We start from the raw sequence: 20554 nt of genomic DNA on the forward strand, positions 1-20554 counted from the left end.
TCGCGAGATACGGGCATTTTTTATAGGTACAACCTGAGCGGTTACTTAGTGAATGGCAGGATCGGTGACAGGATTAGTTGAAGCGCTCTTGCCATCATTGAACTGCAACGCCGCCAACCGTGCATACAGCGGATTGCTGGCAATCAGCTCCTGATGAGTACCAATGGCCACAAGCTTGCCCTGATCCATCACCGCAATCCGGTCAGCGTTTTTCACCGTGGCCAGTCGATGCGCGATCACCAGCGTGGTGCGGTTCTGCATGAGGCTCGGCAGCGCTTCCTGAATCAGGTGTTCACTCTGTGCATCGAGGGCGCTGGTAGCTTCGTCCAGCAGCAGGATCGGTGCGTCGACCAGCAACGCCCGGGCAATCGCCAAGCGCTGACGCTGGCCACCGGAAAGGCCGAGGCCACCATCGCCGAGATGGGTCTGATAACCGTTGGGCATTTTCTCGATGAAGTCGTGGGCGTGAGCAATTTTTGCCGCTTCCTTGACTTGCTCCAGCGTCGCCCCCGGATTGCCGTAACGAATATTCTCTTCAACGCTGCCAAAGAACAGCGCCGGCGACTGTGAGACCAGGGCGAAGTGACGGCGCAGGTCCAGCGGATCGAGGCTGGTCAACGGCACGCCATCAATCAGGATCCGACCTTCCACAGGATCATAAAAGCGCAATAGCAAATCGTATACCGTGGACTTGCCGGCGCCGGATGGCCCCACCAGCGCCAGTGTCTCACCGGCCCGGATGGTCAGATTCAAACCGTTGACGGCGTAGCTTTCCGGACGCGACGGGTAGAAAAAACGCACGTCCTGCAATTGCAATTCCCCCCGCACGCGCTCCGGCAGGGTCACCAGCCCGGCGGTTGGTGGCTGGATGATATTTTCCGAACCCAACAGCTCAGCGATTCGTTCGGCGGCACCGGCTGCGCGCTGCAGCTCACCGATCACCTCACTCAAGGTGCCAATGGCACTGCCGACAATCAGGCTGTAAAACACAAACGCGGCCAGTTCGCCACCGGTGATGCGTCCGGCGATCACGTCCATGCCGCCCACCCACAACATCACCGCTACCGCACCCAGCACCAGCACGATCACCATGGTGATCATCCACGAACGCTGAAAGATGCGTTTGCGTGCAGTGTCGAATGCGTCCTCGACCGTCGTCGCAAAACGCCGCTCGTCCTGCACCTGATGGTTGTAGGCCTGCACGGTTTTGATCTGGCCGAGGGTTTCCGACACATAGCTGCCGATATCGGCGACACGGTCCTGGCTCAACCGCGACAGATTGCGCACGCGCCGGCCGAAAATCAGGATCGGCGCGACCACGAACGGCAGGGCAATCACCACGATGCTGGTGAGCTTTGCGTTGGTCACGAACAACAGAATGACACCACCAATGACCATCAGCAGATTGCGCAGGAACATCGACAGTGACGAGCCGATCACCGATTGCAGGAGTGTCGTGTCGGCAGTCAGCCGCGACTGGATCTCCGAACTGCGGTTGTTTTCATAGAAGCCGGGGTGCAGATAAACCAGATGGTTGAAGACCTCACGGCGAATGTCGGCGACGCAGCGCTCACCGATCCACGACACCCAGTAGAACCGGGCAAACGTGCCGACCGCCAAACCCAGCACCATCAACATGAAAATACCGATGCTCTGGTTGAGCTGATGCGGCGACTGAGTCATGAAGCCTCGGTCGACCAGCAATTTGATCCCCTGCCCCATCGACAACGTGACGGCGGCGGTGACGATCAACGCCAGCAGCGCGCCGATGACTTGCCAGCGGTAAGGGGCCAGAAATCGACTGGTCAGACGCAGGGCGCGCCGGTGCCTTGAAGAAAGCTTCGGGGTCATTCAGGTACGCATCCGTATTGATGAAAGCGCTAGCGTAAACCTTCTTTGGGGTTGAACTCTGTAAATCACAATGAGTCAGGTTAAATATGCCCCCAAAGACTAGGCCATAGTTGCTATCGGTCTAACGTCGCGGTTGAGACGAACGGTCATTTCTGTTGGACTGGAATGGCCGCTCATGACGGATCGAAGGCGCTGTCACAGCCTGGTCACGTGGCGGTTTTAATCTGGGTATACAACCTGATGAGGAGACAGGCCATGTCCTTGCAACACAGCAGCGATGACAAGATTGAAGTGATCCGCACCAAGCCCGGCCAACCTCTGGGTTGCTCGATTATCGATAAGGATGGGCGTGAAGTACCGATCACTGAAGACATGATCCAGGACGCGTGCCGCGAACTGGACAAGCGATTGGTCAAGCCTGCCAAACAAAAGTGATATAGCCACCGTCTTCCTGACCCGGCCCCTTTGGCCGGGTTTTTTCTGTCTGAACAGTTGAGCTTTGTGTTGAAGCTATCGCTGGCAAGCCAGCTCCCACAAGTTTCGCGGGTGTACTCGGATTTTGAGTACGACGAAAATCTTGTGGGAGCTGGCTTGCCAGCGATGAAGCCACCTCGGTTGCTAGACAGCCACCGCGCCGAGCGCCGCCACGATCCTCGCCAACTCTGGCGACTCCCCTTCAATCCGCACCTTCAGCCCTTCAATCTCACGCCGCACCGGATACTGCTTGCGCAACACATCGAACGCCGTGCGCTGCTCGCCGACATTGCCTACGAGGCTGCGGCGAAAATCCGCGTCATCGCGGCGCGGGTCGTACACCCCACGGCATAACATCGCCAGCGCCCAGGCCGGATCGCTGTCACCGTGCAGGGAAACTTCCGACAACCACGGCTTCGGCAGCAGTTCACTGAGTTGAATGCTCGCTGGCTGGTCAATGAATTCGCAGTAAGCCTGATAGATCTGCGCCGTTCCGCGCTGTTTACCGTCCAGGCTGTAACCGGCAATGTGTGGCGTGGCCAAGACGCAGAGTTCGGCCAGCGCCACGTTAACTTCAGGCTCGGCTTCCCAGACATCGAGGACGGCTTGCAGGTCTTCACGGTCGAGCAGCACGTTGCGCAGCGCGACGTTATCCACCACCGGCCCGCGCGCCGCATTGATCAGCCACGTACCGGGCTTGAGCTGCTGCAAACGCTGCTGATCGAACAAGTGCCAGGTCGCGCCGTCGCCGCTTCGAGTCAGCGGTGTGTGCAGACTGATCACGTCGCACTGCTCAATGATTTGCTCGAGGCTGACGTAATCACCGCCCTCGGCGGCCTGCCGCGGTGGATCGCAGACTTTGACGTTCCAGCCCAGGCCCTTCAGGACTTTGATCAGACGCCCACCCACCTCACCGGCACCGACGACACCGTAGGTCCGTTGCGTGAGATCAACGCCTTCGATTTCGGCAAGCGTCATCAGGCTGCCCAGTACGTAATCGACCACACCCCGGGCATTACAGCCGGGTGCACTTGACCAGGTGATGCCGGCCTCATTGAAGTACTCGAGATCCAGATGATCAGTGCCAATGGTGCAGGTGCCGACAAAGCGCACCTTGCTGCCCTCAAGCAACGCGCGGTTGACGTTGGTCACTGAGCGCACAAGCAAAACGTCGGCCTGCTCGACCGTCGCACGGTCGATGGAACGGCCCGGCACCCGGCGGATCTCGCCGAAACCGGCAAAAAAGGCATCGAGCAGCGGGATATTTTCGTCGGCAACAATCAGCATGGCGGGCTCCTTAGGCGGATCGGCAGTTTAGGTGCAGATCGGTCGCCGGGCCAGCGGGCTTTGCGCTTACAAATCCGCAACAGAGGATTTTTCCTGACCAAGGCGTCAGCGGCGTAGAATGCGGCGCCTTGCGCATCAACACCTGTGGACGCTTTGCCCGTGAATTCTGTAACTGATCAACCTGTCGCTGTCTCCCTCACCCGCCCCGCGCGTATACGCCTGGAGTTCAAGAACCTGCTCGCCCTGGCGTTGCCGATCATCATCGCGCAACTGGCGACCACGGCCATGGGCTTCGTCGATGCGGTGATGGCCGGGCGCGTCGGGCCAAAGGATCTGGCCGCCGTGGCACTGGGCAACTCGATCTGGGTGCCGGTATTTCTGCTGATGACCGGCACCCTGCTGGCGACCACGCCGAAAGTCGCCCAGCGTTTTGGCGCGGGCACCCATAGCGAAATCGGCCCGCTCGTGCGTCAGGCGCTGTGGCTGGCGCTGGTGGTCGGACTGATCGCCACCGCAATGCTGGTGGCCGCCGAGCCGGTGCTGCACCTGATGAAGGTCGATCCCGAGCTGATCGGCCCGTGCATGCAATACCTGCACGGCATCGCCAGCGGTCTGCCGGCAGTGGCGTTCTATCACGTGCTGCGCTGCACCAGTGACGGCATCGGCCGTACCCGTCCGGCGATGGTGCTGGGTCTGTGCGGTCTGGCGCTGAATATTCCGCTGAACTACATCTTCATTTATGGCCACTTCGGTGTGCCGGCGATGGGCGGCGTCGGTTGCGGTTGGGCCACGGCCATCGTGATGTGGGTGATGGCATTGGGGCTGGCCGGGTATGAGCGCTGGGCACCGGCCTATCGTTCGAGCGAAATCTTCAGCCGTTTCGACTGGCCGCAATGGGTGGTGATCAAGCGACTGCTGGCGATTGGTCTGCCGATCGGCATCGCGGTGTTTGCCGAGTCGAGCATTTTTGCCGTGATCGCCCTGCTGATCGGCAGCCTCGGCGCCACTGTAGTGGCCGGGCATCAGATTGCGCTGAACGTCAGTTCGTTGGTGTTCATGATTCCGTACTCGCTGGGCATGGCCGTTACCGTGCGTGTCGGTCAGGCGCTGGGCCGCGAAGAGCCTCGCGAGGCGCGGTTTGCTGCCGGTGTCGGCATGGGCACCGCGCTGGCTTACGCCTGCCTGTCGGCGAGCATGATGCTGTTGCTGCGCGAGCCGATTGCGGCGATCTACACCGCTGACCCGACGGTGATTCACATCGCGGCGATGCTGATTGTGTATTCGGCGCTGTTCCAGTTTTCCGACGCGATCCAGGTGACCGCCGCCGGCGCGCTGCGTGGTTATCAGGACACTCGGGTGACGATGATCCTGACCCTGTTCGCCTATTGGGGCATTGGTTTGCCGGTGGGTTACGCCCTCGGCCTGACTGACTGGCTCGGCGAGCCACGCGGCCCGAGCGGCTTGTGGCAGGGCCTGATCGTTGGCCTGAGTTGCGCGGCGTTGATGCTGTCGATTCGTTTGACGCGCAGCGCGCGTAAGCGCATTCGGATCAGTCGTTCACCGGGTTAAGGGTTTTACACAGGACAAAAAAATGTGGGAGCGAGCCTACTCGCGAAAGCGGTGTGTCAGTCAACATTGTTGTGACTGATTCACCGCTTTCGCGAGCAGGCTCGCTCCCACAGTTCGTTTTGCGTTGACCTGGAATCAGGAGAGTTTCTTGCGGATCCAGTACAGGTAAGTACCCGCCTCTTCGTGCTGGCCCACCAGTTCGTGGTCAAGAAACACACAGAACTTGGGAATATCGCGACGGGTCGAGGGATCGGTAGCGATCACCTTGAGCAGGCCGCCGGGCACCAGATCACGGATGTGCTGATGCAGCATCATCACCGGCTCCGGGCAATTGAGGCCGGTGGCGTCGAGGGTGCCGTCGACCGGGGTATCGATCATTTCACTCATGATTCACTCCAGAAACTGGCCGGCATTGTCGCGCATTGCCGGGTATTCGGTCATCTGTGGCGTGACGCCCCCCCTATGTAGGAGCTGCCGAAGGCTGCGATCTTTGCCTTTTAAGATCAAAAGATCGCAGCCTGCGGCAGCTCCTACAGGGGTTTTGTGTTGTGTCAGCGGGATTTGGTTTTCTTCACGTCATGCCGACGCAAATGGCAGGTCACTTCCTCGCGATCGTGATACAGCTGTTTACAGCCGATATCGACCTTGATCCCGCGCGCCTTGAAACCATCGGCAATGCGTTCGAGCAAACGCTTCACTTCGGCGTAACGCTGCTTCATCGGCAGCTTCAGGTTGACCACCGCCTCGCGGCAATGCCCTTCGCCGATCCACTCTTCGAGCATCGCGGCGTTACGTGCCGGTTTCTCGACGATGTCGCAGACCATCCAGTCCACCGGTTGCTTGGGTTTGAAGGTGAAACCATCAGCCATCAAGTGCTGCACCAGACCGGTGTCCATCAGGCTTTCGGCCATCGGGCCGTTGTCGATGGCGGTCACCAGCATGCCGCGGTTGACCAGTTGCCAGGTCCAGCCACCCGGCGCAGCGCCGAGGTCAACGCCAGTCATGTCGCTGTGCAGACGATCTTCCCACTGATCACGCGGAATGAAGTGGTGCCACGCCTCTTCTAGCTTCAGCGTCGAACGGCTCGGCGCCTCACGTGGGAACTTCAGGCGTGGGATGCCCATCGGCCACATCGCCGAGTTACCGGCATCGGCCATACCCAGAAACACTTCACGACCACTTTTAAACGTCAGCAGCAGACGCGGTTTGCTGGCGTCATCCACCAGTTTGCCGGCGCCGGTCAGGGCCTTGCGCAGCGGGCCCTCGAATTTCTTGCAGAAGTTCGACAGTTCTTTGCCGTCATTGGTATCAACGACTTCCAGCCACAGGCTGCCGCACACCGGGAAATCGGCCATGTGCGCGAGGATCACGCTGATGCGATCGGTTTCCGGCAGATCGATGAAAACCCCGCGCGCCCACTGGCGCGGGAAGATCAGCTCGGCAAAACGCTGACCGCGCATCAGGCGTTCGGCACCATCCTCTTCGGTGCAGACGAACTCGGCGTAGGCAGTGGCCGCTTTGGCCTTGGCGTAACCGGCCACGTTGAGTTGCGCGGCGAGGTCGGAAATTTCCGAACAGACTTCGCCTTCGAAGCCTGGCCGGCAATGCATGAATAGGGTGTTCATTCTTACTCCTGGGCAGCGGGCGATCATTCGGCCCCTGCGCGATGCTCAGGCCTTGCGTTGCAGCAAAGCCTGTCACGAAAACCGGCGCATGATAGCCGATGTCGGAACCTTGGTTCTGCTCATAGAGTCCAGTTATTAGCCAGCTAATGAAAACAGGGCTACGTTGATAGCTCTGCCCGTCCCCTCAATCCGTAGCCGTGCGGATTCAAAGGAGTGATTGTAATGCCGTCCCTCGATAGCCTGAAAACGCTCAAGACCCTGCAAATTGACGACAAGACCTACCATTATTTCAGCCTGCCGGATGCCGCCAAAAGCCTCGGCGATCTCGACAAGCTGCCGATGTCCCTGAAAGTCCTGCTGGAAAACCTGCTGCGCTGGGAAGATGAAAAAACTGTCACCGGCGCCGACCTCAAGGCCATTGCCGCTTGGCTCAAGGAGCGTCGCTCCGATCGCGAAATCCAGTACCGCCCTGCCCGCGTCCTGATGCAGGACTTTACCGGCGTCCCCGCCGTGGTCGACCTCGCCGCCATGCGCGCAGCGATGGCCAAAGCCGGTGGCGATCCGCAACGAATCAATCCGTTATCGCCCGTGGACCTGGTGATCGACCACTCGGTAATGGTCGACAAGTTCGCCACCGCCAGCGCGTTCGAGCAGAACGTTGACATCGAAATGCAGCGCAACGGCGAACGTTACGCATTCCTCCGTTGGGGCCAGAGTGCCTTCGACAATTTCAGCGTGGTGCCGCCGGGCACCGGCATCTGCCATCAGGTCAACCTCGAATACCTCGGCCGCACCGTGTGGACCAAGGATGAGGACGGCCGCACCTACGCATTCCCCGACACGCTGGTCGGCACCGACTCGCACACCACCATGATCAACGGTCTCGGCGTGCTCGGCTGGGGCGTCGGCGGGATCGAGGCAGAGGCGGCGATGCTCGGCCAACCGGTGTCAATGCTGATTCCGGAAGTGATCGGTTTCAAGCTGACCGGCAAGCTCAAGGAAGGCATCACCGCCACCGACCTGGTGCTGACCGTCACACAAATGCTGCGCAAGAAAGGTGTGGTCGGCAAATTCGTCGAGTTCTACGGCGACGGTCTCGCTGATCTGCCGCTGGCCGACCGCGCGACCATCGCCAACATGGCCCCGGAATACGGCGCGACGTGCGGCTTCTTCCCGGTTGATGACGTGACTTTGGAATATCTGCGCCTGTCCGGGCGGCCACCGGAAGTGGTGAAACTGGTTGAGGCGTACACCAAGGCTCAGGGCCTGTGGCGCTTGCCCGGTCAGGAGCCAGTGTTCACCGACAGCCTGGCGCTGGACATGGGCAGCGTCGAAGCCAGTCTTGCAGGGCCAAAGCGCCCGCAGGATCGCGTGTCGCTGCCGAATGTAGCCCAAGCGTTCAGTGACTTCATGGATCTGCAATTCAAACCTACCAGTAAAGAAGAAGGACGCCTGGAAAGTGAGGGCGGTGGCGGCGTGGCGGTGGGCAATGCCGATCTGGTCGGTGAAACCGAATATGAATATGAAGGCCACACTTATCGCCTGAAAAACGGCGCCGTGGTCATCGCCGCGATCACCTCCTGCACCAACACCTCCAACCCGAGCGTGATGATGGCCGCCGGACTGTTGGCGAAAAAGGCTGTTGAGAAAGGCCTGACCCGCAAACCGTGGGTGAAGAGTTCGCTGGCACCGGGTTCGAAAGTGGTCACCGACTACTACAAGGCCGCGGGGTTGACGCAATACCTTGATCAGCTCGGCTTTTCGCTGGTCGGTTATGGCTGCACCACCTGCATCGGCAACTCCGGGCCACTGCCGGAGCCGATCGAGAAAGCCATCCAGAAAGCTGACCTCACCGTCGCTTCGGTGCTCTCCGGCAACCGCAACTTCGAAGGCCGCGTGCACCCGTTGGTGAAAACCAACTGGCTGGCCTCACCGCCTCTGGTGGTCGCCTATGCCTTGGCCGGCAGCGTGCGCAGCGACATCAGCAGCGAACCGCTGGGCGAAGATCAGCAAGGCAATCCGGTGTACCTGCGGGATATCTGGCCATCGAGTAAAGAGATCGCCGATGCGGTGAGTCAGGTCAACACGGCGATGTTCCACAAGGAATACGCCGAAGTGTTCGCCGGTGATGAGCAGTGGCAGGCGATCGAGGTGCCACAAGCGGCAACGTATGTGTGGCAGGACGATTCGACCTACATTCAGCATCCGCCATTTTTCGACGACATTTCCGGCCCGCTGCCTGAAATCAAGGATGTCAAAGGAGCACGGGTGCTGGCCCTGCTCGGCGATTCGGTGACCACCGACCACATCTCCCCCGCCGGCAACATCAAGGCTGACAGCCCGGCCGGACGTTATTTGCGCGAAAAAGGCGTCGAGCCGCGGGACTTCAATTCTTACGGCTCACGGCGCGGCAACCATGAAGTGATGATGCGCGGCACCTTCGCCAACATCCGTATTCGCAACGAAATGCTCGGTGGTGAAGAAGGTGGCAACACAATCTACATGCCGACCGGGGAGAAACTGGCGATCTACGACGCGGCAATGAAGTATCAGGCTTCGGGAACGCCGCTGGTGGTGATTGCCGGGCAAGAATACGGCACCGGGTCCAGCCGTGACTGGGCAGCCAAGGGCACCAATCTGCTGGGGGTCAAAGCGGTGATCGCGGAAAGCTTCGAGCGAATTCACCGTTCCAACCTGGTGGGCATGGGTGTGTTGCCGTTGCAGTTCAAGCTTGATCAGAACCGCAAGAGCCTCAACCTCACCGGCAAGGAAACCTTTGAAATTCAGGGGCTGACGGGCGTCGAGCTGACACCGCGGATGAATCTGCCGCTGGTGATTACCCGTGAGGACGGGCGCCAGGAGAAGATCGAGGTGTTGTGCCGGATCGATACGTTGAACGAGGTGGAGTACTTCAAGTCGGGCGGGATCCTGCATTACGTTCTGCGCCAGTTGATCGCCTCGTAACGCACAAACCAAAGTAGGAGCTGCCGCAGGCTGCGATCTTTTGATCTTGCTTTTAAAAGCCAAGTCAAAAGATCGCAGCCTGCGGCAGCTCCTACATACAGGCGAAAAAAAACCCGCCGAAGCGGGTTTTTCCCAAGACCATTATCGACTCCCTGTCGGCAGCGATCCTTGCAAATGGTCGATCATCCTTGATCCTGAAACACTCCCTGTGTCTCAGTTGATGTGTGTAGATTACGCAGTGGATCCAATCGGTAATAGTCGTAAAAGCTACCAGCGCGTGTAGGACATTCGCCATAGCACCCCTTCCGAAAACCCCTAGCCGTGTCAGGCATCAAGCATGGAAGCCGCGATCTGCGCGACTTTCAGTTGCCCCGAGGCCTGTTCCAGCGCGTCATCCTCCAAAAACCAGGCTGCGGACAAACCGGCGAACGCCAGCACCCATTGCAGCAGCCTGCGTTGATCAAGCCCGGCAGTCTCGACAATCACATCCAACTGCCGGCGAAAACGCTGGGGATCGGTGGCTGTCGGCAAGTCCGGGTTGCAAATCAGGTTGGCGTAATCAAAGCCGCGCTCGCCCTTGACCCGCTTCGGATCGATGGCCAGCCAGCCATGCGATTGGAAATCCAGCACATTGTCGTGATGCATGTCGCCGTGCAGCACCACGACATCCTGTGGGTTGGCGAGCAAGTTTTCCGCGGCTTGCAGGCTCAGAGCGTAGAGACCGCCATGTTGTGCAGCCGCGATGCGCAGCGACGCAAACCATGGCCCCAACTCCACCAGCGGCGGCGGTGGCGTTACGCGCGGTGCATGCAATCGCGCCAGCGCCGAACAGAGAATCCGGCTCGCCTCGTCGTCTTCGCCATTCATTGCCATGTGCATCAGCGAGCGGCTGCCCATGGCGCGCTCCATCAGCAAGCCATCTTCGTGATGCGCCAACACTTGCGCAGCACCATCACCGTCCCACCAGGTCATCAGCCGATTGCCGTACTTCTCGTCGACATCCAGCGCCACCTTGAGCATCGCCGGCCTGTCGTTCAGGCTTACCGGCAACAAACGGCTGCCGGGCGTGATGATCGGCGTGCCATCGGGGATCAGTGACCAGCGCTTCAGCCAAGGTTGAAAAATGTCAGCCACCGTCACGCTCGCGGGCCTTGGCGCTCTCGGCAAGAAACAGTTCAAGCCGGCTCAACTGCTCCTCCCAGCCACGGCTGTCCATGAAATAAGCCTCTTTTTGGCGAACATCGGGGATATGCGCAAAGCCGGATTCGGAAACCTTGAGCAGCGTGCCGTCCTCGTAATCCTGCAGCTCGAACTTGACCAGCGTGGTCGGCTCCTGGGAATAGTCGATCTTCGGATTGACCGCATACGGATGCCAGCGAAACGAAAACAACTGCTGCGGCTCGACCCGTTCGATCAACACATTCCACAACACGTGTTCATAACCCGGATATGTGACCTGCCCCTGCGTCCATTCACCGGCAATAAAACGCCTGCCCTCAAGCGCCACCCCAAACCACTGGCCGAACGCCTCGGCATCGACCAACGCACGCCAGACATGCGAACGCGGCGCCTTGAGCGTGATTTTGCGTTCGAAACTATTGGGTACTGGTTTCATACGTCACCTCCTGTTCTGAACACTAGGCTTGTATGACCACATGTCCAATGTGAAGTTGTATCAGGGCAGTGCAGTCATTCATCGGCAAGGACACATCATGCTGCACTTTTTGACCGGTGCCGTGATGGATCCAGGCGCCCTCCGCCCAACGAAACTGTTACCTTTTCCAGCGAATTTGAATCTACAAGGACGAATCATGCCGCCATCCCTCGCTGAACGTTACCGCGGTGCCCTGCTCGGTCTTGCATGCGGCGACGCTGTCGGTACTACGGTTGAGTTCAAACCACGGGGATCATTCCAACCGTTGACCGATATGGTCGGCGGTGGCCCGTTCCACCTCAAGCCAGGGCAGTGGACCGATGACACCTCCATGGCCCTGTGTCTGGCAGAAAGCCTGCTGAAAAAGAATGGATTCAATGCTGCCGATCAGATGGGCCGCTACCTCAACTGGTGGCAATGGGGTTATCTGAGTTCGACCGGTGAATGTTTCGATGTCGGCATGACCGTCAGCCAGGCGCTCGCGCGATATCAGCAAAACGCGGAACCCTTCGCGGGCTCTACCGACCCTTATAGCGCCGGTAACGGTTCACTGATGCGCCTGGCTCCGGTGGTGCTGTTCTACTTTCCCGACGCGCGGCAAATCCAGAGCTTTGCCGCCGACAGTTCGCGAACCACCCACGCAGCACCAGAAGCCATCGAATGCTGCCAATTGTTGGCCGGGCTGATCGCCAGAGCGCTTGAAGGCGCAAGCAAAGCAGAACTGCGTCAGCTGCCTTCTGCCAGCTTCTCGCAACCCAAGGTCGCCGCCATTGCGCGTGGCGATTACCTCGTTCTGTCCGAGACGGACATCAAAGGCAATGGCTACAGCGTGCAGTCACTGGAAGCCGCGTTGTGGTGCTTTCACCAGACGGACAGCTTCGAATCGGCCATTTTGCGAGCGGCCAACCTGGGTGATGACGCCGATACCACCGCCGCGATCACCGGCCAGTTGGCCGGCGCCTATTACGGCGTGCGGGGCATTCCTGCACATTGGCTGGAAAGGCTGCACGATGGTGAAGAGATTGCGGCCATCGCCGACCGCTTGCTTGAGGCTTCCCGGATGCGCCTGCCTGAATAAGTGCGAAGCAGCCGCTAAACTGCTCGGCACTTATCTTCGATGACAGCGAGACTTGACCATGTCCCCACGCCTGCTTCTGGCCCTGACCCCCTTTCTGTTCACTCCCCTCGCCCACGCCGCCGTCGACTGCGCCAATGCCAGCGATCAGGCGACGATGAATCAGTGCGCCGGGCAGGACTTCAAAGCGGCGGACAAGGAGTTGAACACCGTGTATCAACAGATCATCGGGCGCTTGAAGGACAACCCGGATGGCAAGAAGCTGTTGGTCAGCGCGCAGCGGGCGTGGCTCGGGTTTCGGGATGCCGAGTGCAAGTTTTCATCGTCCGGAGTTACTGGGGGGAGCGTTTATCCGTTGATCTACAGCAACTGCCTGACGAGCGTGACCAAGGTGCGGGTTGAGTCGCTGAAACAGTATTTGAAGTGTGAAGAAGGTGACATGAGCTGCCCGGTGCCTGGGGCCTGATTTTTTGCGGCGGTTTTGAGGAATCTTTTGCGAGCAGGCTCGCTCCCACATTGGAACGCCTTTCAAATGTGGGTCACCGCCCGTGCAATGCGTTGCGCACAACCATGTTTTGCTCAGACCTGTGCGAATCGGCCCTGTGCACAGTCGCGCACACGACAGGCGCACCGCTGCGCAGACTTTCCTCCAGCACATGCCGTAGCCGTAACAATCCCTCACGTTGCATCGCCAGGTTGGCCTCGATCTGTCGTATCTCATCCATACGGATATCGATTTGCTCGATGGTCAGCGATTTCGAACAACTGCCATCCTGCAGGAACAGACCGCGAATGGTGTCGAGAGAAAAACCGAGCCGCTGCGCGTCGCGCACCAGTATCAATCGGGCAACAGCCGCCTCTGCGTAATGGCGATATCCATTGGCATCACGGGTAGAAGGCTCAAGTAACCCTTGTTCCTCGTAATAGCGAATGGCCGAAGCGGCAACACCGGTGCGCTTGGAAACTTCTCCAATCTTCATAAAAACTGCTTGACCTTCAAGTTGGCTTTAATCGTTAGCATAAGCTCAGGTTCAGCACGACAGCCAGTCGTTATTGACCCACCTGAACATCTTTCACCTTTATGGAATTTGATGATGAGCACACTGACAGACCTGCTGAAATGGCGCTACGCAACGAAAAAGTACGACCCTTCCCGGACGGTGTCCGATGAAAAAATCGAGCGCATTCTGGAAGCGGTGCGGTTAACGCCGACATCAAGTGGACTGCAGCCCTTTGAGTTGCTCGTAGTGACCAATGCAGAGGTTCGCGAAAAGATCAAAGCCGTCAGCTGGAATCAGCAGCAGGTTACCGACTGCTCTCATTTGCTGGTGTTTGCCGCCTGGGATGACATCACTGCGGAGCGGGTCAATATGATGTTCGACCTGACCAATGAAGTACGCGGGACCGTTAACGAAGGATGGGAAAATTATCGTCAGATGCTCTTGGGCATTGTCGCTGGACGTGGCAAGGAGGCTAATTATCAGGCGGCTGCGCGGCAGGCTTATATCGGTTTGGGCTCAGCTTTGATCGCCGCAGCGTTTGAAGAAGTCGATGCCACACCAATGGAAGGTTTCGACCCGGCAGCCATCGATGAAATCCTCGGACTCGCGGCCCGCAACTTGCGCAGCGTGGTGATTCTGCCGCTGGGGCATAGAGCCACTGAGGGAGACTGGCTGGTCAACTTGAAAAAGGTTCGCCGCTCGCGAGAAAACTTCATTACCGAGATCAAGTAAAGCCCGGTAAGAGCGGGCGACTGAAACACGCCTACAGCGTGTGTCCCCGCTCTAATCAATTCCTGTCCCCGCCATCGATACCAGCGTCCCCCGAGTGGATCGCGTCCCTCCTCTGCTCTCGACTTCTTTCGAATTCGAGAGCCTATCGACCTTGAAATTCTCCCCATAGCGAATGAACTGAAGATGATGCTGTGGCCCCGGCATCTCGATGCCAAGAGCGATCTTCACAAAAAAAGAACAACTTATTATTGCCATTCGATAATTTAACATCGAGAATTAGTCATTCCCAATGACACCGCAAGGATTTTTCATGAGTACTCGTAACAACGGATTGGCACTGCAGCGCATGCATTGGGTCGGACTACTGGCAGCGATTCTTGTCTGGGTTTTAGGCGTGACCGAGGTCGGTGGCAACGCTTCGATCTGGTTCTTTAAAACGGATGAAATGCTCGCGGCTTTGCTCTACGCCTTCGCCGAAAACTCGCCGCAATTGCTTGATCCGTTTGTCGAAGGTGCGCTGCTTGCCCCTGACACATGGCTCTCGCCACTGGTCACTGCGCTGCTCGTCGTTCTGGATTTCCTGCCCGTTCTGCTTTCGACCTACGTGCTCTGGCTGACAGGGTTGTTTTTCCTGCGCTTGTCCCGCGGCGAAACCTGGACCGAGCGCAACATCAAGGTACTATGGCGAGTGGGGATTCTGTGCATCATTTCTCCGGCCGCCTACCCACTGGTAGAGACCCTGCAAGGTTTGGCCCTGTCTATTGATCTGCCGCCCGGAGATCGCATTTTTCAGTTCTCGATCGGCCTGTCTTCCACTTCTGCCTACGAGATTGTCAAAGGCGTATTGCTCTGTTTGTTTTCAATTATCATGCGCGATGCAAAAGTACTCAGCGATGAGCAAAGCCAATACATATAGAACAATACAATGACCATTATCGTCCGCCTTGACGTTGTCATGGCCACGCAAAAAATTCGCTCGAAAGAGTTGGCCAGCCTGCTGGGCATCACCGAGGCCAATCTGTCATTACTGAAGAATGGCAAGGTCAAGGGCGTGAAGATGGCCACCCTGGACAAGCTCTGCGCAGCACTCGATTGCCAGCCTGGCGATTTGCTGGAATACCAGAAAGACTGAGCCTTGCGCAGGCGCGCAAGTTAATTGTCGCCAGTCCACACCGTTTAACTCTTATTCAATCCTTAGTTTGTAAGGCGGCTTTGTCATGACCCGGTTTTTATTCTGCGCGCTGTTATCGCTGACAGCGTTGATCAGCGGCTGCGCCACGCAAATGGACGTAGCGCTAAATGCCACACCCGATCCGGACTATCATTTTGACCGAAAGGCGACTGTGCTGGTGACGTCTGCGAATGGCAGCGACGAAAACTCTCTTAATGCCCGCTATTATCTTCGCGACATGGTTAACGCGCTGAAAGACAGGGGTTTCCAGGAGGTCTATACCGACGCCAGTCTGCCAAAGAACCACGCGCCGATAAAAATGACTGTCAGCCTTGATATTGGCAGTCGACAGGTGACTTATCGCTATACCGCCACCGACTATGGGCAAGTGCCGACCAGCACCTCTACCGTGTGCAAGACCCGCAAGAAAAAAAACGATCAACTGACGTGCACGAGTAAACCGAACACTACCTATGGACCGGTAGGGACGTCAGAGCGCACCGGTTACACCACGCTCAGCACCTTCGTTGCCACTGCCCGCGATGAAGTCAGTAAGCGCCCGGTCTACCTGCTTCGCGCTTCGTCCTATAACGAAGACTGCCAATCCTCCAAGGTCGAAGACTTTCTAGTGGAGCAAGGCTTGCAGAACCTGAACTTCGAGGACCGGGTGCAGCGCAACTACGCCGTCACGATGCCCGAGGGTTACCGCTGCAAATAGGCTTTGCAGGACAGTTCACAGTACCGGCTCAGATTGCAGGAGTCGGTACTGTGAACTGTTGAAGGTTAAACGTGCGGGTCGCCCGGCGCTTTGGTCGGCGCCGCGTACTGCGGCTTGAGATGGCCGTCCTGATCAAGCAGCCAGGCGTCCATGATCTGCCGCACCACAGGGCCGGCAACACGACCACCGGCCTCACCGTTCTCAATCATCACCGAAATCGCAATCTTCGGATGCTCGGCCGGCGCGAAGCCAACGAACAAGGCGTTATCGCGGTGGCGCTCCAGGGTTTTCTCGCGGTTGTAGCGCTCGCCCTGCTTGATCGCCACCACTTGCGCGGTACCACTCTTGCCGGCGATGCGATATTGCGCACCGGCCGCGGCCGCACGGGCGATGCCTCGCGCATCGTGCATTACCATCTGCATGCCGTGATTGACCTGCTCCCAGTCTCGCGGATCCTTGAGCAGGATGTTCGGCATCGGATGTTCGTCGACAGGAGCGACACCGTCGACGGTCTTGGCCAGGTGCGGCCGGTTCCATACACCTTTGTTGGCGATCAATGCCGTGGCCTGAGCCAGTTGCAGCGGCGTGACCTGCATATAGCCCTGGCCGATGCCAAGGATGACCGTTTCACCCGGGAACCAGGCTTGACGGCGAGTCGCGCGCTTCCACGCCTGCGATGGCATCAGGCCGGGCGACTCTTCAAACATGTCCAGCGAGACTTTCTCGCCGAGGCCGAACATGGCCATGTAATCGTGCAGGCGATCGATACCGAGCTTGTGGGCCAGGTCATAGAAATAGGTGTCGTTGGAACGCATGATCGCCGCGTCCATGTCCACCCAGCCGTCGCCGCTGTGGTTCCAGTTGCGGTACTTGTGATCGAAGTCCGGAAGTTGGTAATAACCGGGGTCGAAAACGCGCGTCTGTGGCGTTACGACACCGGCGTCGAGGCCGGCGATGGCCACTTCTGGCTTGATCGTCGAACCCGGTGCGTAGAGCCCGCGCAGCACACGGTTGAACAGTGGCCGGTCGATAGAATCTCGCAGTGCCGAGTATTCCTTGGAGCTGATACCAGTAACGAACAGATTCGGATCGAAGCTCGGATTGCTGACCATGGCCAACACTTCGCCGGTCGACGGATCGAGCGCTACCACGGAACCACGGCGGTCACCCAGTGCGGCTTCGGCGGCTTCCTGCAGTTTGATGTCGAGGCTCAGGACGATGTTCTGGCCCGGGACCGGGTCGGTGTGTTTGAGCACACGAAGTACGCGACCTTGAGCGTTGGTCTCCACTTCTTCGTAGCCGACGTGGCCGTGTAGTTGCGCCTCGTAGAAGCGTTCGATGCCGGTTTTACCGATGGATTGCGTACCGCGATATTCGACCGAATCGAGGCTTTTGGATTCTTTTTCGTTGATCCGGCCAACGTAGCCGATCGAGTGGGCGAAATGTGCGCCGAGCGGGTAGTGACGGACGAACTGCGGCTCGACATCCAGGCCTGGGAGGCGGAACTCATTGACGGCCAGTACGGCGATCTGCTCCTCCGTCAGCTCATAGAACAGCGTAACCGGCGTAAACGGGTGGCGGGACTGCTTCATGGCTTTATCGAAGACTGTGCGATCTTCTGCAGGCAGGTGCAGGAGGTTGATGACTTCGTCCAGCTCTTGACTGACGTCGGTGGCGCGTTCGCGGGTGATGGTGAGGTTGAAACTGGGGCGGTTATCGGCGAGCAGCACGCCATTGCGGTCGTAGATCAAGCCGCGTGTCGGCGGGATCGGCAAGACGTGGACGCGGTTGTTTTCAGAGATGGTCGAGTGGTAGTCGAATTCCACCACTTGCAGGATGTACAAGCGCACGACCAGGGCGCAGCTGATGGCAAAGACAAACAAGGCGCAGGCGATCAACCGTTTGTTGACCAGGCGCGTCTCTTTTTCATGATCCTTGATCGGGATGGGTTCAGGCATTTCTACAGCAACTCTTTGACATAAATGAATGCCGATCCGTGGGCATGACATCAGTCCGTTAAAAAACGAGCTGCACCATACCAAAAACTGCCCGGTCACTTCAGAAGGAATTTCCCCAATGGCCATTTTCTTGCGACGGCTGGGACAGCGGTGTCCCACGAAAACTTTTCTACAGGCAAAACAAAACCCCAACTGCTTTCGCAATTGGGGTTTCGGAATTTAATCTTGACGATGACCTACTCTCACATGGGGAAACCCCACACTACCATCGGCGATGCATCGTTTCACTGCTGAGTTCGGGATGGGATCAGGTGGTTCCAACGCTCTATGGTCGTCAAGAAATTCGGGTACTGAGTCGTGACCAGATGGCCTCGCTTCAGCAAATTGGGTATGTGACAGCTTTCGGTGTTTTGTGCTGCTTTTTTAAGTGCAGTCGAACTTTCGGTTCGTTTCGTCTTCACACACCGCAATCTGGTCTCTTCGACGCAAATTGCTTGGGTGTTATATGGTCAAGCCTCACGGGCAATTAGTATTGGTTAGCTCAACGCCTCACAGCGCTTACACACCCAACCTATCAACGTCGTAGTCTTCGACGGCCCTTCAGGGAACTCAAGGTTCCAGTGAGATCTCATCTTGAGGCAAGTTTCCCGCTTAGATGCTTTCAGCGGTTATCTTTCCCGAACATAGCTACCCGGCAATGCCACTGGCGTGACAACCGGAACACCAGAGGTTCGTCCACTCCGGTCCTCTCGTACTAGGAGCAGCCCCTCTCAAATCTCAAACGTCCACGGCAGATAGGGACCGAACTGTCTCACGACGTTCTAAACCCAGCTCGCGTACCACTTTAAATGGCGAACAGCCATACCCTTGGGACCGGCTTCAGCCCCAGGATGTGATGAGCCGACATCGAGGTGCCAAACACCGCCGTCGATATGAACTCTTGGGCGGTATCAGCCTGTTATCCCCGGAGTACCTTTTATCCGTTGAGCGATGGCCCTTCCATACAGAACCACCGGATCACTAAGACCTACTTTCGTACCTGCTCGACGTGTCTGTCTCGCAGTCAAGCGCGCTTTTGCCTTTATACTCTACGACCGATTTCCGACCGGTCTGAGCGCACCTTCGTACTCCTCCGTTACTCTTTAGGAGGAGACCGCCCCAGTCAAACTACCCACCATACACTGTCCTCGATCCGGATAACGGACCTGAGTTAGAACCTCAAAGTTGCCAGGGTGGTATTTCAAGGATGGCTCCACGCGAACTGGCGTCCACGCTTCAAAGCCTCCCACCTATCCTACACAAGCAAATTCAAAGTCCAGTGCAAAGCTATAGTAAAGGTTCACGGGGTCTTTCCGTCTAGCCGCGGATACACTGCATCTTCACAGCGATTTCAATTTCACTGAGTCTCGGGTGGAGACAGCGCCGCCATCGTTACGCCATTCGTGCAGGTCGGAACTTACCCGACAAGGAATTTCGCTACCTTAGGACCGTTATAGTTACGGCCGCCGTTTACCGGGGCTTCGATCAAGAGCTTCGCGTTAGCTAACCCCATCAATTAACCTTCCGGCACCGGGCAGGCGTCACACCCTATACGTCCACTTTCGTGTTTGCAGAGTGCTGTGTTTTTAATAAACAGTCGCAGCGGCCTGGTATCTTCGACCGGCATGAGCTTACGGAGCAAGTCCTTCACCCTCACCGGCGCACCTTCTCCCGAAGTTACGGTGCCATTTTGCCTAGTTCCTTCACCCGAGTTCTCTCAAGCGCCTTGGTATTCTCTACCCAACCACCTGTGTCGGTTTGGGGTACGGTTCCTGGTTACCTGAAGCTTAGAAGCTTTTCTTGGAAGCATGGCATCAACCACTTCGTCACCCAAAGGGTAACTCGTCATCAGCTCTCGGCCTTAAGATCCCGGATTTACCTAAGATCTCAGCCTACCACCTTAAACTTGGACAACCAACGCCAAGCTGGCCTAGCCTTCTCCGTCCCTCCATCGCAATAACCAGAAGTACAGGAATATTAACCTGTTTTCCATCGACTACGCTTTTCAGCCTCGCCTTAGGGACCGACTAACCCTGCGTCGATTAACGTTGCGCAGGAAACCTTGGTCTTTCGGCGTGGGTGTTTTTCACACCCATTGTCGTTACTCATGTCAGCATTCGCACTTCTGATACCTCCAGCAAGCTTCTCAACTCACCTTCACAGGCTTACAGAACGCTCCTCTACCGCATCATCCGAAGATGATACCCGTAGCTTCGGTGTATGGTTTGAGCCCCGTTACATCTTCCGCGCAGGCCGACTCGACTAGTGAGCTATTACGCTTTCTTTAAAGGGTGGCTGCTTCTAAGCCAACCTCCTAGCTGTCTAAGCCTTCCCACATCGTTTCCCACTTAACCATAACTTTGGGACCTTAGCTGACGGTCTGGGTTGTTTCCCTTTTCACGACGGACGTTAGCACCCGCCGTGTGTCTCCCATGC

The 20554-nt window shown here is 57.7% G+C and carries 17 protein-coding genes and 2 rRNA genes (1 of these 19 cut by a window edge); 9 read left to right on the forward strand and 10 right to left on the reverse strand.

Annotation, left to right across the window (positions count from 1 at the left end; all coding sequences use genetic code 11):
- Nucleotides 1–45 precede the first annotated feature (45 nt).
- Nucleotides 46–1851, reverse strand: coding sequence for an ABC transporter transmembrane domain-containing protein (locus tag RMV17_RS20245; RefSeq protein ID WP_311882053.1), 1806 nt, complete (start codon nt 1849–1851; stop codon nt 46–48).
- Between the two features lie 255 nt (nt 1852–2106).
- On the opposite strand from RMV17_RS20245, the gene RMV17_RS20250 reads away from it, so the two are divergent.
- Nucleotides 2107–2286 (forward strand): PA1571 family protein, encoded by a 180-nt coding sequence (locus RMV17_RS20250; RefSeq protein ID WP_093433652.1) that lies wholly within the window; start codon nt 2107–2109, stop codon nt 2284–2286.
- Nucleotides 2287–2469: 183 nt separating this feature from the next.
- Here RMV17_RS20250 and pdxB read toward each other — a convergent pair whose 3' ends face one another.
- Entirely contained in the window at nt 2470–3612 is a 1143-nt protein-coding gene (pdxB, locus tag RMV17_RS20255) for a 4-phosphoerythronate dehydrogenase PdxB (RefSeq protein WP_311882056.1), read from the reverse strand.
- A 159-nt stretch (nt 3613–3771) separates the two neighbouring features.
- Here pdxB and RMV17_RS20260 point away from each other — a divergent pair, with 159 nt between their 5' ends.
- Nucleotides 3772–5181 (forward strand): MATE family efflux transporter, encoded by a 1410-nt coding sequence (locus RMV17_RS20260; RefSeq protein WP_311882058.1) that lies wholly within the window; start codon nt 3772–3774, stop codon nt 5179–5181.
- Between the two features lie 135 nt (nt 5182–5316).
- On the opposite strand, the gene tusA is transcribed toward RMV17_RS20260, so the two are convergent.
- A complete protein-coding gene (gene tusA, locus RMV17_RS20265) occupies nt 5317–5568 on the reverse strand; it encodes a sulfurtransferase TusA (protein ID WP_311882060.1) in 252 nt (83 codons plus the stop codon).
- A gap of 164 nt (nt 5569–5732) precedes the next feature.
- Nucleotides 5733–6806, reverse strand: coding sequence for a 23S rRNA (cytidine(2498)-2'-O)-methyltransferase RlmM (gene rlmM / locus RMV17_RS20270; protein WP_311882062.1), 1074 nt, complete (start codon nt 6804–6806; stop codon nt 5733–5735).
- Between the two features lie 222 nt (nt 6807–7028).
- Here rlmM and acnA point away from each other — a divergent pair, with 222 nt between their 5' ends.
- Nucleotides 7029–9770: an aconitate hydratase AcnA gene (gene acnA / locus RMV17_RS20275; protein ID WP_034156449.1), complete on the forward strand. Its 2742-nt coding sequence runs from the start codon at nt 7029–7031 to the stop codon at nt 9768–9770.
- Nucleotides 9771–10094: 324 nt separating this feature from the next.
- Here the strand turns inward: acnA and RMV17_RS20280 are convergent, their stop codons facing one another.
- Nucleotides 10095–10910, reverse strand: coding sequence for an aminoglycoside phosphotransferase family protein (locus tag RMV17_RS20280; RefSeq protein WP_311882064.1), 816 nt, complete (start codon nt 10908–10910; stop codon nt 10095–10097).
- Nucleotides 10897–11385 carry an SRPBCC family protein gene (locus RMV17_RS20285; RefSeq protein ID WP_034156451.1) on the reverse strand — a complete coding sequence of 163 codons (489 nt, stop codon included), beginning with the start codon at nt 11383–11385 and terminating at the stop codon, nt 10897–10899. Before RMV17_RS20285 ends, RMV17_RS20280 begins: the two co-directional genes overlap by 14 nt.
- Nucleotides 11386–11581: 196 nt before the next feature.
- Between RMV17_RS20285 and RMV17_RS20290 the strand changes: the two genes are divergently transcribed.
- Nucleotides 11582–12502 carry an ADP-ribosylglycohydrolase family protein gene (locus RMV17_RS20290; protein ID WP_311882066.1) on the forward strand — a complete coding sequence of 307 codons (921 nt, stop codon included), beginning with the start codon at nt 11582–11584 and terminating at the stop codon, nt 12500–12502.
- 58 nt (nt 12503–12560) lie between these two features.
- Nucleotides 12561–12965, forward strand: coding sequence for a lysozyme inhibitor LprI family protein (locus tag RMV17_RS20295; protein ID WP_034156453.1), 405 nt, complete (start codon nt 12561–12563; stop codon nt 12963–12965).
- 73 nt (nt 12966–13038) lie between these two features.
- On the opposite strand, the gene RMV17_RS20300 is transcribed toward RMV17_RS20295, so the two are convergent.
- Nucleotides 13039–13479: a MerR family transcriptional regulator gene (locus tag RMV17_RS20300; protein ID WP_311882068.1), complete on the reverse strand. Its 441-nt coding sequence runs from the start codon at nt 13477–13479 to the stop codon at nt 13039–13041.
- Between the two features lie 114 nt (nt 13480–13593).
- On the opposite strand from RMV17_RS20300, the gene RMV17_RS20305 reads away from it, so the two are divergent.
- From RMV17_RS20305 to RMV17_RS20320, 4 genes are all read left to right on the forward strand, one after another.
- Nucleotides 13594–14232 (forward strand): NAD(P)H-dependent oxidoreductase, encoded by a 639-nt coding sequence (locus tag RMV17_RS20305; RefSeq protein ID WP_110720545.1) that lies wholly within the window; start codon nt 13594–13596, stop codon nt 14230–14232.
- A gap of 310 nt (nt 14233–14542) precedes the next feature.
- Nucleotides 14543–15148: a hypothetical protein gene (locus RMV17_RS20310; RefSeq protein WP_311887073.1), complete on the forward strand. Its 606-nt coding sequence runs from the start codon at nt 14543–14545 to the stop codon at nt 15146–15148.
- A gap of 9 nt (nt 15149–15157) precedes the next feature.
- On the forward strand, nt 15158–15364 hold the full coding sequence (locus tag RMV17_RS20315) for a helix-turn-helix domain-containing protein (protein WP_007910409.1): 207 nt from the start codon (nt 15158–15160) through the stop codon (nt 15362–15364).
- 85 nt (nt 15365–15449) lie between these two features.
- Nucleotides 15450–16121: a hypothetical protein gene (locus RMV17_RS20320; protein ID WP_311882075.1), complete on the forward strand. Its 672-nt coding sequence runs from the start codon at nt 15450–15452 to the stop codon at nt 16119–16121.
- A 65-nt stretch (nt 16122–16186) separates the two neighbouring features.
- Here RMV17_RS20320 and mrdA read toward each other — a convergent pair whose 3' ends face one another.
- From mrdA to RMV17_RS20335, 3 genes are all read right to left on the reverse strand, one after another.
- Nucleotides 16187–18079 (reverse strand): penicillin-binding protein 2, encoded by a 1893-nt coding sequence (gene mrdA / locus RMV17_RS20325; RefSeq protein WP_108225811.1) that lies wholly within the window; start codon nt 18077–18079, stop codon nt 16187–16189.
- Between the two features lie 223 nt (nt 18080–18302).
- Nucleotides 18303–18418, reverse strand: a 5S ribosomal RNA gene (rrf, locus tag RMV17_RS20330).
- A 166-nt stretch (nt 18419–18584) separates the two neighbouring features.
- Nucleotides 18585–20554 (reverse strand): 23S ribosomal RNA (locus RMV17_RS20335); it runs 924 nt beyond the window's last position.

Source organism: Pseudomonas sp. VD-NE ins, from assembly GCF_031882575.1.
In the GTDB taxonomy this organism is placed as follows: domain Bacteria; phylum Pseudomonadota; class Gammaproteobacteria; order Pseudomonadales; family Pseudomonadaceae; genus Aquipseudomonas; species Aquipseudomonas fluorescens_BZ.

Excerpts from the sequence above, each read along its gene's own strand:
- RMV17_RS20245 (WP_311882053.1), bottom strand. The coding sequence starts at position 1,851 with ATGACCCCGAAGCTTTCTTCAAGGCACCGGCGCGCCCTGCGTCTGACC.
- RMV17_RS20250 (WP_093433652.1), top strand. The coding sequence starts at position 2,107 with ATGTCCTTGCAACACAGCAGCGATGACAAGATTGAAGTGATCCGCACC.
- pdxB (WP_311882056.1), bottom strand. The coding sequence starts at position 3,612 with ATGCTGATTGTTGCCGACGAAAATATCCCGCTGCTCGATGCCTTTTTT.
- tusA (WP_311882060.1), bottom strand. The coding sequence starts at position 5,568 with ATGAGTGAAATGATCGATACCCCGGTCGACGGCACCCTCGACGCCACC.
- rlmM (WP_311882062.1), bottom strand. The coding sequence starts at position 6,806 with ATGAACACCCTATTCATGCATTGCCGGCCAGGCTTCGAAGGCGAAGTC.
- acnA (WP_034156449.1), top strand. The coding sequence starts at position 7,029 with ATGCCGTCCCTCGATAGCCTGAAAACGCTCAAGACCCTGCAAATTGAC.
- RMV17_RS20285 (WP_034156451.1), bottom strand. The coding sequence starts at position 11,385 with ATGAAACCAGTACCCAATAGTTTCGAACGCAAAATCACGCTCAAGGCG.
- RMV17_RS20290 (WP_311882066.1), top strand. The coding sequence starts at position 11,582 with ATGCCGCCATCCCTCGCTGAACGTTACCGCGGTGCCCTGCTCGGTCTT.
- RMV17_RS20295 (WP_034156453.1), top strand. The coding sequence starts at position 12,561 with ATGTCCCCACGCCTGCTTCTGGCCCTGACCCCCTTTCTGTTCACTCCC.
- RMV17_RS20300 (WP_311882068.1), bottom strand. The coding sequence starts at position 13,479 with ATGAAGATTGGAGAAGTTTCCAAGCGCACCGGTGTTGCCGCTTCGGCC.
- RMV17_RS20305 (WP_110720545.1), top strand. The coding sequence starts at position 13,594 with ATGAGCACACTGACAGACCTGCTGAAATGGCGCTACGCAACGAAAAAG.
- RMV17_RS20310 (WP_311887073.1), top strand. The coding sequence starts at position 14,543 with ATGAGTACTCGTAACAACGGATTGGCACTGCAGCGCATGCATTGGGTC.
- RMV17_RS20315 (WP_007910409.1), top strand. The coding sequence starts at position 15,158 with ATGACCATTATCGTCCGCCTTGACGTTGTCATGGCCACGCAAAAAATT.
- RMV17_RS20320 (WP_311882075.1), top strand. The coding sequence starts at position 15,450 with ATGACCCGGTTTTTATTCTGCGCGCTGTTATCGCTGACAGCGTTGATC.
- mrdA (WP_108225811.1), bottom strand. The coding sequence starts at position 18,079 with ATGCCTGAACCCATCCCGATCAAGGATCATGAAAAAGAGACGCGCCTG.